A 17188-nucleotide genomic window follows, 5' to 3' on the forward strand; every position below is an offset into this window, starting at 1 on the left:
GCGAAATCGCCTCAGCGTAAGCCTAGTAAGCCGCCCCAACGTAGGTGGCTGAAAACATTATGGGGCATTAGCTGGAAGGTCGGCTTAGCTGGCTTCGCTTTGTTGCTGTTTGTTGGTATCTATCTAGATAGTGTGGTTAAACAACGCTTTGAGGGGCAATTATTTGATTTGCCTACTGTGGTTTATGCGCGAATCCTTAACTTGGCTCCGGGCGAAGATATTACGATTCAAGAAGTGCGCAATGAGTTAGACGTGCTCAATTACCGCAAAGTCCGCCAACCTCGCTACCCTGGCGAGTACTCTTCTTCTTCGACAAAAATTGAAGTGATTCGTCGACCATTTGAATTTAGTGATGGTCCAGAGCCTGATCGTCATGTGATGCTCCATTTCTCTTCAAGCCAGCTAGAGCGCATTCAATCACTAGAAAAGAAAGGCGATTTAGGCTACTTACGTATTGAGCCGAAAATGCTTGGTATGTTGGAGAAAAACCACGATGAACAGCGGCTGTTTTTGCGTCGAGACCAGTTCCCAGAAGTCATGGTAGATGCCCTACTCGTCACAGAAGATCGCAACTTTTACCAACATGATGGTGTTTCGCCTGTTGCGATTGCACGAGCGATGGTTGCTAACGTAAAGGCGGGCAGAACTGTGCAGGGTGGCAGTACTCTGACTCAGCAGTTGGCCAAGAATATTTTTCTATCCAGTGATCGAACCTTATGGCGCAAAGTTCGAGAAGCCTACATTGCTTTGATTCTGGATTATCGCTACAGCAAAGATCGCATACTAGAGGCGTATTTGAACGAGGTTTATCTCGGTCAAAGTGGCGGCGAGGCGATTCATGGCTTTGGTCTTGCATCGCGACTTTACTTTGGTCAGCCGATCCAAGAACTGCGCATTGACCAGCTTGCTCTGCTGGTGGGCATGGTAAAAGGTCCTTCCTACTACAATCCGGTGCGCTTTCCTGAGCGTGCGAAAGAGCGTCGAGATTTAGTGTTACGCTTAATGATGCAGCAAAACATTCTCACGGCAGAACAGTATGATATGGCGGCAAGTCGCCCCCTTGATATTCAGGACAATCCGAAAATTGCCAGCCGCCAACCCGCTTATTTTCAGCAGTTGAAGATTGAACTAGAGCAGAAGGCAGGGGATGCATTTCAGTCAGATATCGGCTTACGTGTATTTACATCATTGGATCCAGTTTCTCAGCAAGAACTTGAACGAGCAATCGCAAAGAAAATTCCGCAACTTGCTGATGTGGCGGGTAAATCTCTTGAAGGCGCAGCTGTTGCTGTCGACAGGCACACAGGGGAAATACGAGCCATGGTCGGAGGGAAACGAACTGGTTACGATGGCTTCAACCGAGCTCTGAATGCCAGCCGACAAATTGGTTCATTAGCCAAGCCTGCGGTTTACCTCACGGCATTGGAACAACCAGAGAAATACAATCTGGCCACGACGCTGCACGATAAACCGATTAGCTTGAAAGGCAGTAAAGGTGATGTCTGGTCGCCTAGAAATTATGACCGTCAGTTCCGTGGTGATGTGCCTTTGTATATCGCTTTGGCTAAGTCGCTCAATGTACCTACGGTCGAGCTAGGGATGCAGGTTGGTATCGCCAATGTGGTTAACACGTTGGAAAAACTTGGCGTAGACAAGAATGAAATTCGTCCGGTTCCGTCGATGTTTCTTGGTTCATTTACGTTAACGCCATTTCAAGTCGCGCAGATGTACCAAACGCTGACTAACTCGGGAAAAAAAGCCCAACTGTCAGCCTTGCGGTCCGTGATTGATTTGGAAGGGAATGTGCTGTACCAGTCATTACCGAAAGTGTCACAAACCGTTGATCAGCAGGCCGCGTGGTTAACGACATACGCAATGAAGCGAGGCGTCTTGGAAGGAACTGGGCGTCATCTCAACAGCCAGTTTGGCTGGGCGGCGTTAGCAGGAAAAACCGGAACCAGTAACGATACTCGAGACAGTTGGTTTGTCGGCGTCGATGGGCGAGAAGTGACCACGATTTGGTTAGGCCGAGATGACAACAAACCGACGAAGTTAACCGGTTCAAGTGGTGCATTGCGAGTTTACGCTGAGTACCTAGAGCACCGTATTCCTGAAAAGTTAACCCTACCTTGGCCTCAGGGAATCAGTACGCTTGGTTTTGCTAAAACGGCTCAGGGTAGTCTGGATTTGGATTGTGGAAACGAGTTCACATTGCCAGTGTGGGACATCAATGGCGCAATGAAGCAGCAGTGTGATAGCCAGCCTAAACAATGGTTACAGAAATTATTTAGTTGGTAACACGCATGGTGTTGAATATTAGTACTTTACGCTGATTAAGTCTGTCAGTATAAACGTTAGAACGACTGTAGAAAGGGATTTGTATCGTGAAAAAATTAGCAGGCCTCCTATTATGCTTGTTTGGAAGCGTTGCCTTTAATGCGATAGCACAGACAGAGCCGCAACCTGATACGCGGCCCAAAGTAGCAGTTGTTTTAGCCGGTGGAGGCGCGAAAGGCGCAGCGCATATTGGTGTGCTAAAAGCGCTTGAAGAACTAAGGGTGCCTGTTGATGTAATCACTGGTACCAGTATGGGCTCTTATGTAGGGGGCTTGTATGCGACCGGTATGAGCGCCGATGAAATCGAGTCTTTCATTGATACCGTTGACTGGAACAGTGGTTATCGAGATCGAGTTGACCGCAGTCAGCGAAAAGTACAGGACAAGGAATACGAAGATAGATATCAGTTAACCACTGACCTTGGTTTACGCTGGGGGGAGGTTCGAGCTAGTCGTGGGATCGTGCAGGGGCAGGGAATGCTTAAATTGCTCCGTGAAACGTCGGGCAATTTACCTCCATTTGATTCTTTTGATGATCTCGCCATTCCCTACCGTTCTGTCGCGACCGATATTATTGAACTGAAACCAGTTGTGATCAGTCAGGGCTATCTGGTTGATGCCATGATGGCCAGTATGTCGGTTCCCGGCGCACTGCCTCCTTACCAACTCCATGGGCAGATGTTGGTGGATGGTGGCGTGACGAACAATATGCCAGTAGACGTTGCGCGTGATTTGGGGGCTGATATTGTTATCGCGGTTGATATCGGTACGGAATACAAAAATGAAGAAGACTTCACCACGTTCCTAACGGTGGCAGACCAACTTTCCAACTATTTGGTCCGCAGTACGACAGCGCGTCAGGCTGAATTACTAACAGACAAAGACTTTTTCTTGCAGCCTGATGTTGGCGATATGGAGACCACTGAGTTTGATAAAATGCCGCAGGCATTTGAAAAAGGTTATCAGGCAACGATGGCGAGGAAAGCAGAGTTGCAGAAACTGAGCTTATCCACGGCAGACTATCAACACTATATTGAACAGAAACAGAATGTCCGACGTGAACTGCGATATGGTGATGAAATTACCGTTGATAAAGTGGTCATCAATAATAACACCCACTATACAGACACCCTTCTTGAAAACCGTCTTGAGCTTGAAGCAGGTAAGCGGTACACCTTGGATCAGGTTGAGAAAAGTATCCAAGATCTTTACGCTTTAGACCGTTTTGAACTAGTGACTTATCGCTATGATGAAATCGACGGGCAAGATGCCCTGATCGTTGATGTTGATGAGAAGTCTTGGGGACCGAATTACGTAAACTTCCGTTTTTTCCTTGAAGATGATTTTTCAACCGATAGCCAGTATTCCATTGGTGTGTCGACCAATTTTACCGACCTCAACTCCCATGGCGCAGAGTTACGTACCAATTTTGAAATCGGTACAGATAAGCTCATCGAAGCGGAGTTTTTCTCGCCATTCTTTTCGAGCCAAAAGACCTTTACAACGTTAGCTCTCACGTACAGCAATGAAAAACGTAATGCGCCAGTGACTGGCTTTGATGATACAAGCCTAGAGGCAACCAAGAATTACGTACCAGTTGCGTATACTGAGTGGGTTAGCCAGTGGGCGATTGGTTATCAAGATACCTTGTGGCGACGTTTCATGGCAGGGGTAAGGTACACCGATGGCAAGAGCATACTCTCGACTTTACCTAGTTTTGGTGATGTTGCGTTTCATCGCTTAGGGGCGTTTGCGAACTATCGGATTGATACTCTCGACAACTACAGTTTTCCGCGCTCTGGTTTTTACTTGGATCTCAATTATCTCGTCTCACACGACAAAAGCGTCGGTGATAGTGTGTTGGTTGAGAACCAGAGAGTTGAAGACACATCGTATGAAATCGGAGCGAAAATGATCGCTGCACATACGTTTTCACGCCATACTTTGGTCGCAAATGTCGATCTGGGTTTTGTAGAGAGTAAGAATTCTTCGGTGCCAATTGATCCTGAAGAGATTGGTGGCTTTCTTAACTTATCTGGTGTCCCAAGAAACAGCTTAATTGGTCAGAACAAAGTGTTTGGTAGCGTGGTTTACCGCTATCGCTGGTTTGACAACGACTTTGGCCTGTTTAGCTCCCCGTTTTATGTCGGTGCATCGCTTGAGTATGGTGGGGTTTGGTCTGATCCGGATCTCGAAATCAACGAAGCACCTTTGTATACCGCAGGTTCTGTATTTGCAGGGGTTGACTCACCGATTGGGCCGATTATGTTTGGTTACGGGCGTACCGAAAATAACTATGATTCATACTACCTAATTATCGGTACTACTTTTAAGTAGCTCTGGTGTTTATATGTCCATTTCCGCCATTCTCAAAGTATGGGAATAGGCGGGATTGACCAGTGAAAATCATAGAACTTTAGTCTTAAGTTGCTATGTTGGTCAAAATGATGAGATTTTAATTTAAGGTTAAATTTGCTATTCTACCGCCCACAGTTTGGCCTCTCTGGCACTGTTTCTCAGTCAAGATTGAATGAAAAATATGGCATGGAGAGCCAAGTTTCCAAGGATGTTCACTCCCTTATTCTTTGAACAAATAGCAATAAGAGGGAGGAACCGCAATGAGAGGAAAAAGTCGTGCTTGAAGCCTACCGTAAACACGTCGAAGAGCGTGCTGCCGAAGGAGTTGTTCCTAAACCACTAGATGCCGAGCAAGTTGCAGGCCTTGTGGAACTTCTGAAGAACCCGCCTCAAGGTGAAGAAGAGTTTATTCTTGACCTCCTAGAAAACCGTATCCCACCAGGTGTAGACGAAGCTGCGTATGTTAAAGCAGGTTTCTTAACCGCTATCACTAAAGGTGAGGTTTCATCACCACTTGTCAGCAAAGCAAAAGCGGCGGAGCTGCTTGGCACTATGCAAGGTGGTTACAACATTGAGCCATTAGTCTCTCTGCTAGATGACGCTGAGTTGGCTCCTATCGCTGTTAAAGCGCTTTCTCATACTCTACTGATGTTTGATGCTTTCTATGATGTAGAAGAGAAAGCAAAAGCAGGTAATGATTCAGCTAAGCAAGTCCTACAATCTTGGGCGGATGCTGAGTGGTTTACGGCTAAAGAGAAAGTAGCGGAAAAAATTACTGTTAAAGTATTCAAAGTTACCGGTGAAACGAACACTGATGACTTATCTCCAGCACCAGATGCTTGGTCTCGTCCTGATATTCCAGTGCACGCAAAAGCGATGCTAAAAATGGAACGTGAAGGTATCAACCCAGATCAACCAGGCAGCGTTGGTCCTATTAGCCAGATCGAAGAACTACAAAAAGACGGCATCCCACTTGCTTATGTTGGTGACGTTGTTGGTACAGGTTCTTCTCGTAAATCAGCGACAAACTCTGTGCTTTGGTTTATGGGTGAAGATATTCCTTACGTACCAAACAAACGCACAGGTGGCGTGTGTCTGGGTGGTAAGATTGCCCCAATCTTCTACAACACAATGGAAGATTCTGGTGCACTACCTATCGAACTGAACGTGCAAGACATGAACATGGGTGATGTGATTGATATCTACCCTTATGAAGGTGTTGTTCGTAAAGATGGCGTTGAAATTTCTAGCTTTGAGCTAGGTAAAGTTCTGCTTGATGAAGTTCGTGCTGGTGGTCGTATCCCTCTGATTATCGGTCGTGGTCTAACAAACCGTGCACGTGCATCTCTTGGTTTAGGCGAAACGGATTTGTTTGCTAAGCCAGTCGATCCTTCAGCTTCAACTAAAGGTTACACGCTAGCTCAGAAGATGGTTGGTAAAGCGTGTGGCGTTGAAGGTGTTCGCGCAGGTCAGTACTGCGAACCTAAGATGACAACAGTAGGTTCACAGGATACAACTGGCCCAATGACGCGTGATGAGCTAAAAGACCTCGCGTGTCTTGGCTTCTCTGCGGATCTTGTGATGCAGTCATTCTGTCACACATCTGCGTACCCGAAACCTGTTGACGTTAACACTCACCACACGCTACCAGATTTCATCATGAACCGTGGTGGTGTCTCTCTACGTCCTGGTGACGGTGTTATCCACTCATGGCTAAACCGTATGCTATTGCCTGATACTGTCGGTACAGGTGGCGACTCGCATACTCGTTTCCCTCTAGGTATCTCGTTCCCAGCAGGTTCTGGTCTTGTTGCATTTGCAGCCGCGACTGGTGTAATGCCACTGGATATGCCAGAGTCAATTTTGGTTCGCTTTAAAGGTGAAATGCAGCCAGGTATCACTCTACGTGACCTAGTACATGCCATTCCTTACTACGCAATTCAGCAAGGTCTATTGACGGTTGAAAAAGCAGGTAAGATCAATGAATTCTCAGGTCGTATTCTAGAGATTGAAGGTGTTGAGCATCTATCTGTAGAGCAGGCATTTGAGCTTTCTGATGCCTCGGCAGAGCGCAGTGCAGCTGGCTGTACAGTGAAGCTTTCAAAAGAGTCTATCGAAGAGTACCTAAACTCGAACATCACTATGCTTAAGTGGATGATCGCGGAAGGTTACGGTGATGTACGTACTATTGAGCGTCGTATTAAAGGGATGGAAGAGTGGTTAGCAAATCCTGAACTGCTGACAGCTGACTCTGATGCAGAGTACGCTCACGTTATCGAAATCGATCTTGCTGACATCGACCAGCCAATCCTATGTGCTCCTAATGACCCAGATGACGCTCGTCTACTGTCTGACGTCCAAGGTACTGAGATTCAAGAAGTGTTTATCGGTTCTTGTATGACTAACATTGGTCACTTCCGCGCTGCGGGTAAGATGTTAGAAGAGTTCAATGGTTCTCTTAGCACTCGTCTGTGGGTTGCTCCACCAACTAAGATGGATAAGGATCAGCTAACTGAAGAAGGTTACTACGGTATCTTTGGCCGTGCTGGGGTTCGTATTGAAACTCCGGGATGTTCACTATGTATGGGTAACCAGGCACGTGTTGCTGATAAGTCGACAGTGATGTCTACGTCGACTCGTAACTTCCCGAACCGTCTAGGTACAGGTGCGAATGTTTACCTAGCTTCTGCTGAACTTTCTGCGGTGGGTGCGATTCTTGGCCGTATCCCAACGAAAGAAGAGTACTTAGAGTACGCATCTAAGATTGATGCAACGGCAGCGGATACATACCGTTACTTGAACTTCCATAAGATGTCTCAGTACACGGCAAAAGCAGATACAGTGATTTTCCAAGAGCCAGCTTAACAAGCTCTGGAATACTGAATTGCTGAGAAAGCGCCCACCGCAAGGTGGGCGCTTTTTTTCGGGCTTCCCCTCAGAGAACGCTTCACTGTGAGAGCGGGCTTCGCCCTGCGAGAATTTAGGCCGTGCTTCGCCCTTCGAGAGATGGGCGAGTAGTGAAGTGATTGAACCTTACCTCCACAAGGTGTTGACAGAACCAGCCCTTAACAAGCCATAATTTTCTCGATTCTCGATTCTCGATTCTCGATTCTCGATTCTCGATTCTCGATTCTCGATTCTCGATTCTCGATTCTCGATTCTCGATTCTCGACCCTGTATACTGCCGCCGATTAAGTTTGGTGGCATATACAGAGGCGTCCTATGGAATTTGAATTTATTAGAAATACCCTCATGGGCGAATACTATGTTAAGTCCAGTATGGGGCATGAAATCGTAGGTCGCTGGTTGCAAGAAGAAGTCAGTAAAGACTGGCAGAAAATCGAACAAGTCGAACGCTTGATCGAAAACGCTCGCTTAAATCCTCAACTGGAACACCAACTCGAAGGAACCGAGATCTCACTGAGTATTCAAGGCGATGAGGTCATTGTTCAAGAAAACGTGCTGGCTCATGGGCAGGAAATGGACAGTGATAGTGAGTTTGACTTTTATGATAGTGAAAGCACGGCAAGTTGCGGTATTGAGGACTTTGAAGATCTGATCGCACAGTGGAAAACATTCCTGACGACCAAGTAATGCACTTCTATGGTGAGCGATTGAACGCTTGCCTTAAAATTGTGAGCAAGGCGCACCTAAATGGTGCGCCTTTTTTGTTATTAGGTCATGAATTTTATGTGTTTTCATTAATTATCAACAACTTAAAAACTTGGCACGCAGCTTGGATTACTTAATAACAAAAAGGATGACAGCTTCAGAGAGGATGCAATGAAACTTATAAACGCGATTATCAAACCATTTAAATTAGACGATGTTCGAGAAGCGCTTGCTGATGTCGGTATCGAAGGGATGACGGTTTCAGAAGTGAAAGGCTTTGGCCGTCAGAAAGGACACACCGAGCTTTATCGTGGTGCGGAATATCAAGTCGACTTCCTACCAAAGGTAAAGTTAGAGATAGCGACACAGGCAGAAAATGTAGACCGCGTCATTGAGGCGATATCTAAAGCTGCGCACACGGGAAAAATCGGTGACGGCAAGGTTTTTGTCTATGACCTGAGTCAGGCGGTTCGCATCCGCACGGGTGAAATGGACGTTGAAGCACTTTAAGAATTCAAAGGACTGGAGATAATACGATGGAATTAACGACAACAGTAACAGAGTTACGTTACGCACTAGACACCTTTTTCTTCCTCATTTCAGGTGCGTTGGTTATGTGGATGGCCGCAGGTTTTGCAATGTTGGAGGCGGGTCTTGTTCGTTCAAAAAACACGACAGAAATTCTAACAAAGAACGTCTGCTTGTACGCGATCGCATGTACCACCTATTTAGTCGTTGGCTACAACATCATGTATGTCGATAACGGCGAAGGTGGTTGGCTACCATCATTTGGTGCCTTGATTGGTACACAAGGAGAGGGCGCGGATCATTCACTTGAATCTGACTTTTTCTTCCAAGTAGTTTTCGTTGCTACAGCGATGTCTGTAGTCTCAGGAGCGGTTGCTGAGCGTATGAAGCTTTGGTCATTCCTTATCTTCTCTGCGGTACTGACAGCGTTTATCTACCCAATGGAAGGCTACTGGACTTGGGGCGGAGGTTTCCTATCTGAAGCGGGATTCAGTGACTTTGCAGGTTCAGGTATCGTACACATGGCGGGCGCATCAGCAGCACTAGCGGGTGTACTACTACTGGGTGCACGTAAAGGTAAGTACGGTAAAAATGGTGAAATCTACCCAATTCCTGGTTCTAACATGCCGCTAGCGACACTGGGTACATTCATCCTGTGGTTTGGTTGGTTTGGCTTCAACGGTGGCTCACAGTTGATGGTGTCAGACTTTGAAAATGCGACAGCAGTCGGTCAGATCTTCCTGAACACTAACGCAGCAGCAGCGGCGGGTGCCATTGCAGCACTGCTTGTATGTAAGACCACTTGGGGTAAAGCCGACCTTACGATGATTCTAAATGGTGCGTTAGCAGGTCTAGTCGCTATTACTGCGGATCCTCTCTCTCCATCGCCACTGTATGCGGTTGCGATTGGCTCGGTATCGGGAGCGCTCGTGGTGTTCAGCATCATCGGCTTGGACAAACTGAAGATTGATGATCCAGTTGGTGCGATTTCGGTTCACGGTGTATGTGGTTTCTTCGGCCTGATGGTTGTTCCACTAAGCAATGGTGATGCATCATTTGGTGCACAGCTTCTGGGTGCTGGAGTTATCTTCGCTTGGGTATTTGGTGCAAGCCTTGCGGTGTGGGCAGTACTGAAAGCCACTATGGGTATTCGCGTCTCTGAAGATGAAGAGATGGAAGGCATGGATATGCATGACTGTGGCGTAGGTGCTTACCCTGAATTCGTGACAGTGAAGTAATTATACTAGATGTGACGTAACAAACAGTTACAAATAAACTTATCAAAAACCTGCTCAAATGAGCAGGTTTTTTTGTTTTGCATCATTGTTTTCTCGACTATGATGAATATAATAACGCAACTGATAAACGTTATCATTTCGAATACTAAAGGATTGAACCAATGAAAAAGCTGCTAACTCTTTCTGCATTAGCATGTGCAACAATTGCTCCTTCAGCTGCGATGGCTGCAGAAGAAGTTAACGTATACTCTTACCGCCAGCCATTCCTAGTTGAGCCAATGTTCAACGAGTTTACAAAAGAAACGGGTATCAAAGTAAACGTTAAGTTTGCTAAGACAGGTCTGGCAGAGAAGCTAGCGCAAGAGGGTGAATACAGCCCAGCAGACGTTATCCTAACCGTTGATATTAGCCGTCTTTCTGAGCTGACTAAGAAAAACTTAGTTCAAGCTGTAGAGAGTGAAGTGCTAGAAAAGAACATCCCTGCTCAATACCAAGATACCAATAACGAGTGGTTTGCTCTAACAACTCGTACTCGTAGCGTTTACTCTTCTCGTGACCGTGTTGGTCGTCTAGGTGAAGACTTTACATACGCAGACTTAGCTAAGCCTGAATTTAAAGGCAAAATTTGTACACGTAGCGGTAAGCACCCATACAACGTATCTCTAGTTTCTGCGATGATTGCTCACGAAGGTGAAGCTGCGACGAAAGAGTGGTTGGAAGGCGTAAAAGCGAACCTAGCACGTAAACCTCAAGGTAACGACCGTGCACAAGTTAAAGCGATCAAAGAAGGTCTATGTGATGTTTCTCTAGGTAACAGCTACTACCTAGGTAACATGATTAACGATGCTGAGCAAAAAGCTTGGGCTGACGCGGTTTACATTAACTTCCCTAACCAGAAAACAACAGGTACTCACGTAAATATCTCTGGTATGGCAATGGCTAAGTACGCACCAAATAAAGAAAACGCTCAGAAACTTATGGAGTTCCTAGCGGGTGATACAGCACAAAGCCTGTACGCAGAAGTTAACTACGAATACCCAGTAAAAGAGGGTGTTAAGCGTTCTGAGCTAGTGGCATCTTGGGGTGACTTCAAGCCTGACACGATTTCTCTAGATGACGTTGCTAACTACCACGAAGCAGCAATCAAACTGCTAGACGAAGTGAAGTTCGACCTATAATAGTTTTAGGTAGTGAGTCGAATATGACTGACTAAAATACAGCCTCAAGTCGCTTTTCGTTAAGTTACTTGGGGTTGTTTGTTTTTATACTCACGGCTAAGAGCAGTTCACCTTGAACTCCTTGGAGTATATGGGTATAAATACCCTTAAACTATTAAAGGGATATGAGATGTATTTGCAACTGCATTTATGTTTCATACAGCCTCGTTGTAATTAGGCGATGAAAGAAAAAAATTACCTATGGAAAACCAGTAGTGGAGCGCTTGCTTTACTACTGGTTTTGCCGATCTTAGCGATATTCACTACTGCTGTGGGCGAAACAAATGAGCTTTTTAGTCATTTGATGTCAACGGTAATGCCGACCTATGCGTATAACACCGTCGTTCTTGTTTTAGGTACGATCTTGCTATCCTTGGTGCTTGGTATTCCATCGGCTTGGATTATGGCTATGTGCCGCCTTCCGAGTGAACGCATTTTACAATGGGCATTGGTGTTACCACTGGCGATGCCTGGCTATATCGTCGGTTATGTCTTTACGGACTGGTTTGACTTTGCAGGTCCGGTACAGATTTTTCTCCGTGATCTGACAGGGTGGGGACCTGGTGAGTATTGGTTTCCTGATATTCGAACACTGACAGGAGCGACTATTATACTGTCACTGGTGCTCTACCCATACGTCTACTTATTATGCCGTGCCGCGTTTATGGAGCAGAATGTCTCTTTGCTACAATCGGCTCGATTGCTCAAGTGTTCACCGTGGGAAAGTTTCCGTCGTATCTCGCTTCCTCTTGCACGACCCTCTATAGCCGTCGGCCTCTCTTTGGTGGCAATGGAAACCGTGGGTGATTTTGGAACGGTTAGCTACTTTGCAGTCAATACATTAACCACCGCGGTTTATGACACTTGGTTAGGCTATTCGAGCCTCACTGCGGCGGCAAAAATTTCAGCCATTATGCTTGTGGTGGTGATTTTACTCTTAAGTGCAGAACGCTATAGCCGTAGAAAACAGAAGCTATTTCAGAGTCAGTTTAGTAGCCGCGAAGATTTTCGTTACGATCTCGTCGGGTGGAAAAAGTGGTTGGCGCTAACATGGTGTTGGGGGCTGGTTTGCGTGGCATTCATTCTCCCTCTTGGTCAGTTGCTTATCTATGCATACAAGTATTTCGCACAGAGTTGGACGGCTGAGTTCCGCGAATATGCGTTAAATAGTCTTTACGTATCTCTTGCGGCGGCATTCATTGGTGTAATGGTTGCGTTGATCGTTAATTTTTCTCAGCGTGTCAACCCTAGCCGTCAAAGCTTAGCCTTTATGCGCCTATCGTCGATGGGCTATGCTGTTCCAGGAACGGTTTTAGCCATTGGTGTTATGGTTCCGGTATTGTCTATGGACCACTTAGTCAATGATGTTGCAAAGTACATGGAGTGGGAGCGTCCAGGATTGATTTTCTCTGGCTCAATGTTTGCGATTGTTTTTGCTATGGTGGTGCGTTTTTCTGCTGTGGCGATTGGCAGTATTGAAAGCAGTTTAAGCAAAGTTTCACCGTCTCTTGATATGGCATCACGCACTATGGGATGTAACGCCAATGAGATGCTAAGACGAGTTCATTTGCCTCTTGTTCGTCGTGGGGCGCTGATAGCGGCTTTGCTGGTCTTTATCGAGTCAATGAAAGAGCTAAACGCCGCTTTATTGCTACGACCATTTAACTTTGAAACATTGGCGACTTATGTTTATAACTTCGCGTCTGATGAGAAGTTAGAGTTAGCGGCGCTACCAGCCGTGCTACTGGTTTTAGTTGGTCTTGTCCCTTTAGTTATTGTTAACCGTTCACTGGAGCATTCACACTGATGAGCTGTGCCCTATCAATACAAAACTTAACGTGTAAGTACGATCAAGAGACGACAGTTCTTGAGTCACTTTCTCTCGAAGTGGAGCAGGGGGAAATTGTTTGTCTACTTGGGGCAAGTGGCTGCGGTAAAACAACACTATTGAAAGCGATTGCAGGCTTGTTGCCATTAAGTTCTGGCGTGATGAGCCTAAATTGCATGCTGATCGATGATGGCAAAAACTGGCTTCCTCCTGAGCAGCGTAATATTGGTATGATCTTTCAGGATTATGCGCTGTTTCCACATCTTACTGTGGCTCAGAACGTTGCGTTTGGGTTACGTGAACTATCGGTTGCTGAACAGCAAGCCAAAGTGGAAGAGATGCTTGAGTTAGTGCATCTCAATGGTTACGGTGAGCGATACCCACACCAACTCTCAGGTGGCCAGCAACAGCGGGTGGCAATAGCGCGTTCACTAGCGTACAAACCGGATCTTTTGCTGCTCGATGAACCATTTTCTAATATTGATACGCAGGTGCGCCATGAGTTAATTGGCGAGATTCGTAAGATCTTTAAGAAACAGGGTGTCACTGCCATTTTCGTTACTCATAGCCGTGAAGAAGCCTTCGCCTTCGCTGATAAAATGGCGGTGATGAACCATGGCGTGATTGAGCAATATGGTACGGCTAGCGAGCTCTACTATCAGCCTTCAAGTAAGTTTGTTGCTGACTTTTTGGGTGGTGGTAGCTATCTCAAAGCGACTCGGGCTTCTGATTCAGAATATGAGACGCAGCTAGGCATGGTAGAAGCGAAAGCACAGCAGAACATTGAAGTCGGTCAGCATTGCGAGTTATTACTTCGCCCTCAGCATGTCCAGATCAGTGCGGCAGAAGAGAGCAGTGTGACTGTACTTGAGCAACAGTTTATGGGAGATCATTGCCGTTACGTGATTGACGCGGGAGGTCACCGTTTACTTGCCAGCTCATCAGAACCTTTGAGTATTGGTCAGCAAGTCTCTGTTAAAGTGGAAACGCAAGGCGTACTGGCGTTTTAGCCATTTAGGTTAAATCTGAATCCGTTTGCCACCATTTAGATAGGTGGTACACGCGACACGCAGCAAAGAGGTGAAGTTACCCAACTCACCTCTTTGTTGTATCACGTCATTGTAAATCCGAGTCAAAAATTCTGCGACAGAGATATCCGCATCGCTCGCAATGTCCTCTATTATCTTCCAGAATACCGCTTCCAGTCTGATACTAGTGACAACGCCATCGATACGGACTGAAATGCCCAACCATTTGTAATGCTTGAAACGGCACCATCAGTTCATAGTCTTCAACAAAGTCACCGGCGATGATGAGTACACTTGCCATGTTAAATCTCCACTTTTGATTGTTGGAATGGCAACTTAACAAGTTATTTACAACTGTGGGTAGTAGTCGGTTACTACAGAAAGTCCCTCATGCTTGAGTCACCGACGAGATATGACCAAATCGAGATTTAAAACTGGAATAAGGATCAAGTATTTATGATCCAATAGACCCAATGGGCAAGATGTTCTTTAATATTTTAGCTACTGCTGCTCAGTTTGAAACAGGTTTGATTTGTTTGAGAACTCGTGAAGGAATGGCGATTGATCAAGCTAAAGGAAATCAGCCCAAACTTTCAGATAAACAGCAAAAGGAGCGGTGTCGAATGCATGGTACAGGGCAATACTCCATTAGCGATTTAGCTGAACTGTTTTCCGTCTCACGGCCAACAGTATATAGAACGCTTTCTCGCAATAAAGCCGAATCATAATGAATAAAAACAGGCCAGTATTGCCAATTAACGTAGGATTTTTTCCGTTTTCCAAATGCCCTTGATGGGCGCAAATAGTCAATAAGGAACTCACAATGTCAGCACAAGCAGAAGGTCGAGGTTTAATACACAAAGGTGATAGAACGACGACAGGAGGTGTCGTGACATCGGGTGTCGGTAATGTCATGTATGTGGGAGAAGGTGTCACGCAGATAAAAATGATAGCGACGTGTCCCGCTTGCAAAAAAGGGCAAGGGGAAATCATTCCTTTAGAAACGATTGCGGTCTTTGTCGATAATATTCAGGCTGCATTGCATGGTGATATCGTCGCTTGTGATTGTTCTTGGGGCTCAAATACGCTCATTGCTTCTGCTGGAGCGATGAAATTCTCTCAAAGTAATGGGCAGGTTTATGGATTTAAACCTCATGCCAGTCCACAAGAAATGGAGGCAACTTATCAGAGTGTCGCGAGTTCAATGGGAGGGCGTTATTCAGGTACGAGCTCTTCACTTTCTGCAGGGCAGCAAGCGTATGATCTTGCTGAAAACGAATGGAATAAAGACTTACAAAAGCAAGCTAAAACATATCAGTGGGACACCTCTCAGCAAGAGAACGTCAGTATTGCAATTCTTACTATTGAAGAAGCCAATGAGTATTTAGATTTACTCATCAAAGATACCCACGGACAGCTTTCTACAGGCAAAGATTACACTGGCGTTGGAATGGGACTTAAAGGTGCTTATGAAGTCGCTAAGGAGCTTGGAGGATGGGGAGCGACAGCTAAAGCAGTCAATATCAATGGCGTGATGAATATAGTCGTTGAGAACTACAAACCTCGCTATTTAGATTTAGGTATCCGTTGGCAAGAGGCAACGCCTCAAATGCTAAAAATTGGTCACGCACTGAATACTGTTCAAGGTAATATCAGCTTTTTGAGAGGCAACATATATGTCGAAGCCGTGTTTAGTGGCGCGGTCAATGCCGTTGACTATATGCTTCATGATGAAAAGACACTCGGTGAAGTCGTAGGGCAATTTACTGCGGATATATCCAAGGGTGTGGTTGCTGGCGTACTCGCTCAAGGGGTATTATTAGTTGCTCGTGCCGGCGCTGGCTTTGTGTTTGGGTTCTCTTTGCCAGCCGCAATTGGATTAGGTTTATTTGCTTATTCAGCATTTAAGATCGGGGGCTATATATCTGACTTGGATAATCAGCACCAATTCACCAAACCTATGAAAGAAACAGTAGAGTCTTTAATTGATTAGCATGATAGATTTATTAAAAAAGCTTACATTTTTAATATTTTTTATAGGGTTTTCGGCATGGTGTGGGTTGGGAATTTATGATTTGATTCATAGCGTGAAAGGTGTAGGAATTGAACCCGTAATAAAGGTGTCGGGATACCTTAACAATACATCGTCATTTGTATTATTTGGTTTTTTCCTTCCTTCTATCCCAATGGCATTACTCAATGTTGTTACAGGTATTCAACTCCCTAGATTAACTCTAAGGTTAATGCTATTTGGTGCATTAATTGGTGCTCTGATAGGACATTATGTAGATACCTCGTTAAGGGATAAAGTAAAAATATCAAACTACATAGAATGCACATCTGAGAGAGAGTTTGCATTGAAATACTCAAGCAAAACGTACGTTCTTCCACCGGAAACATGTGATTAAAGCTGTGAACTCGGTTGACTATATGCTTCAAGATGAAAAGCTTTTTTGATGGGGGGGCACGCTTAAAAAGCTCGAAGAAAATCGCTTATCACGCCGCACAGAAACGGTAGGTGATTTCTCTCAAGGCGGCAGCTATCGACGTAATCTAGTGGTGAATAATGAATCGTTTAACGTTCGCTTTAAAGCGAGTTGCGCCACGCCTGAATGTCTAATGAGAAATGCCCACATCGACATGGAAGATGATGCCTTTCAGGATTACATCGAGGCAGCGACACAAGATAAACGTTCGGATGTGATGCAGGCGATAGGCATTGCTTTAATTGCTAATCCTTACTTAGCTCTTTTGCAAAGAACGGTTTTAGCTGATGTTGCCTATTCTGGTGTGTTTGAAGGTAATTTTGACCCCGCGTGGGCTTATGCAATGGGGATGGGTACTGCATATCGTTTGAGATTGCTTAATCTACCGAAGCGAGTCCAAGATACATCAGAAAGTGTTGTTAGCTATTTTTCTATACCCCTGATCATTGAAGATGCTTGATTTTCTTTAGAATCAGGATCATGCTACGAACCATGAAAATTACACTGACTCCTCAGCAGAAACTGCAACTCGAACAAATGCACGATTCTACTCGTGA

At 45.5% G+C, this 17188-nt stretch carries 14 protein-coding genes and 1 pseudogene; 13 read left to right on the plus strand and 2 right to left on the minus strand.

The window, feature by feature from the left end; genetic code table 11:
• From mrcB to DA100_RS16475, 9 genes are all read left to right on the plus strand, one after another.
• On the plus strand, positions 1-2298 hold a 2298-nt coding region (gene mrcB / locus DA100_RS16430; RefSeq protein ID WP_138973124.1), incomplete at its 5' end, for a penicillin-binding protein 1B.
• Positions 2299-2441: 143 nt separating this feature from the next.
• Positions 2442-4673: a patatin-like phospholipase family protein gene (locus DA100_RS16435; RefSeq protein WP_138973137.1), complete on the plus strand. Its 2232-nt coding sequence runs from the start codon at positions 2442-2444 to the stop codon at positions 4671-4673.
• Positions 4674-4970: 297 nt separating this feature from the next.
• Positions 4971-7559, plus strand: coding sequence for a bifunctional aconitate hydratase 2/2-methylisocitrate dehydratase (acnB, locus tag DA100_RS16440; RefSeq protein WP_138973125.1), 2589 nt, complete (start codon positions 4971-4973; stop codon positions 7557-7559).
• Between the two features lie 357 nt (positions 7560-7916).
• Complete coding sequence (locus DA100_RS16450; protein WP_138973126.1) at positions 7917-8288, plus strand: YacL family protein; 372 nt, start codon at positions 7917-7919, stop codon at positions 8286-8288.
• Between the two features lie 189 nt (positions 8289-8477).
• A complete protein-coding gene (locus tag DA100_RS16455) occupies positions 8478-8816 on the plus strand; it encodes a P-II family nitrogen regulator (RefSeq protein ID WP_138973127.1) in 339 nt (112 codons plus the stop codon).
• Positions 8817-8842: 26 nt separating this feature from the next.
• Positions 8843-10072, plus strand: coding sequence for an ammonium transporter (locus tag DA100_RS16460; RefSeq protein ID WP_138973128.1), 1230 nt, complete (start codon positions 8843-8845; stop codon positions 10070-10072).
• A 161-nt stretch (positions 10073-10233) separates the two neighbouring features.
• Positions 10234-11250 carry a Fe(3+) ABC transporter substrate-binding protein gene (locus DA100_RS16465; RefSeq protein WP_138973129.1) on the plus strand — a complete coding sequence of 339 codons (1017 nt, stop codon included), beginning with the start codon at positions 10234-10236 and terminating at the stop codon, positions 11248-11250.
• Positions 11251-11470: 220 nt separating this feature from the next.
• The gene (locus DA100_RS16470) at positions 11471-13096 is read left to right on the plus strand and encodes an iron ABC transporter permease (RefSeq protein ID WP_138973130.1); all 1626 of its coding nucleotides are present in this window, start codon (positions 11471-11473) and stop codon (positions 13094-13096) included.
• Positions 13096-14127, plus strand: coding sequence for an ABC transporter ATP-binding protein (locus tag DA100_RS16475; RefSeq protein ID WP_138973131.1), 1032 nt, complete (start codon positions 13096-13098; stop codon positions 14125-14127). The genes DA100_RS16470 and DA100_RS16475 overlap by 1 nt, the downstream gene beginning before the upstream one ends.
• A 9-nt stretch (positions 14128-14136) precedes the next feature.
• On the opposite strand, the gene DA100_RS16480 is transcribed toward DA100_RS16475, so the two are convergent.
• A complete protein-coding gene (locus DA100_RS16480; RefSeq protein ID WP_138973132.1) occupies positions 14137-14367 on the minus strand; it encodes a ribbon-helix-helix domain-containing protein in 231 nt (76 codons plus the stop codon).
• A pseudogene (locus tag DA100_RS16485) lies at positions 14360-14446 on the minus strand (protease); the annotation flags it as partial. The gene DA100_RS16480 and the pseudogene DA100_RS16485, both read right to left, overlap by 8 nt.
• 163 nt (positions 14447-14609) lie before the next feature.
• Here DA100_RS16485 and DA100_RS16490 point away from each other — a divergent pair.
• The 4 genes from DA100_RS16490 (at position 14610) to DA100_RS16505 (ending at position 17091) form a co-directional block, all read left to right on the plus strand.
• Positions 14610-14873: a recombinase family protein gene (locus DA100_RS16490; protein ID WP_276608351.1), complete on the plus strand. Its 264-nt coding sequence runs from the start codon at positions 14610-14612 to the stop codon at positions 14871-14873.
• Between the two features lie 95 nt (positions 14874-14968).
• Positions 14969-16138: a PAAR domain-containing protein gene (locus DA100_RS16495; protein ID WP_138973134.1), complete on the plus strand. Its 1170-nt coding sequence runs from the start codon at positions 14969-14971 to the stop codon at positions 16136-16138.
• A gap of 1 nt (position 16139) precedes the next feature.
• Positions 16140-16553, plus strand: a complete 414-nt coding sequence (locus DA100_RS16500; RefSeq protein WP_138973135.1) for a hypothetical protein — start codon at positions 16140-16142, stop codon at positions 16551-16553.
• A gap of 211 nt (positions 16554-16764) precedes the next feature.
• On the plus strand, positions 16765-17091 hold the full coding sequence (locus tag DA100_RS16505) for a hypothetical protein (RefSeq protein WP_138973136.1): 327 nt from the start codon (positions 16765-16767) through the stop codon (positions 17089-17091).
• Positions 17092-17188 lie beyond the last annotated feature (97 nt).

It is taken from the genome of Vibrio sp. Hep-1b-8 (assembly GCF_006124995.1).
Classification (GTDB): Bacteria; Pseudomonadota; Gammaproteobacteria; order Enterobacterales; family Vibrionaceae; genus Vibrio.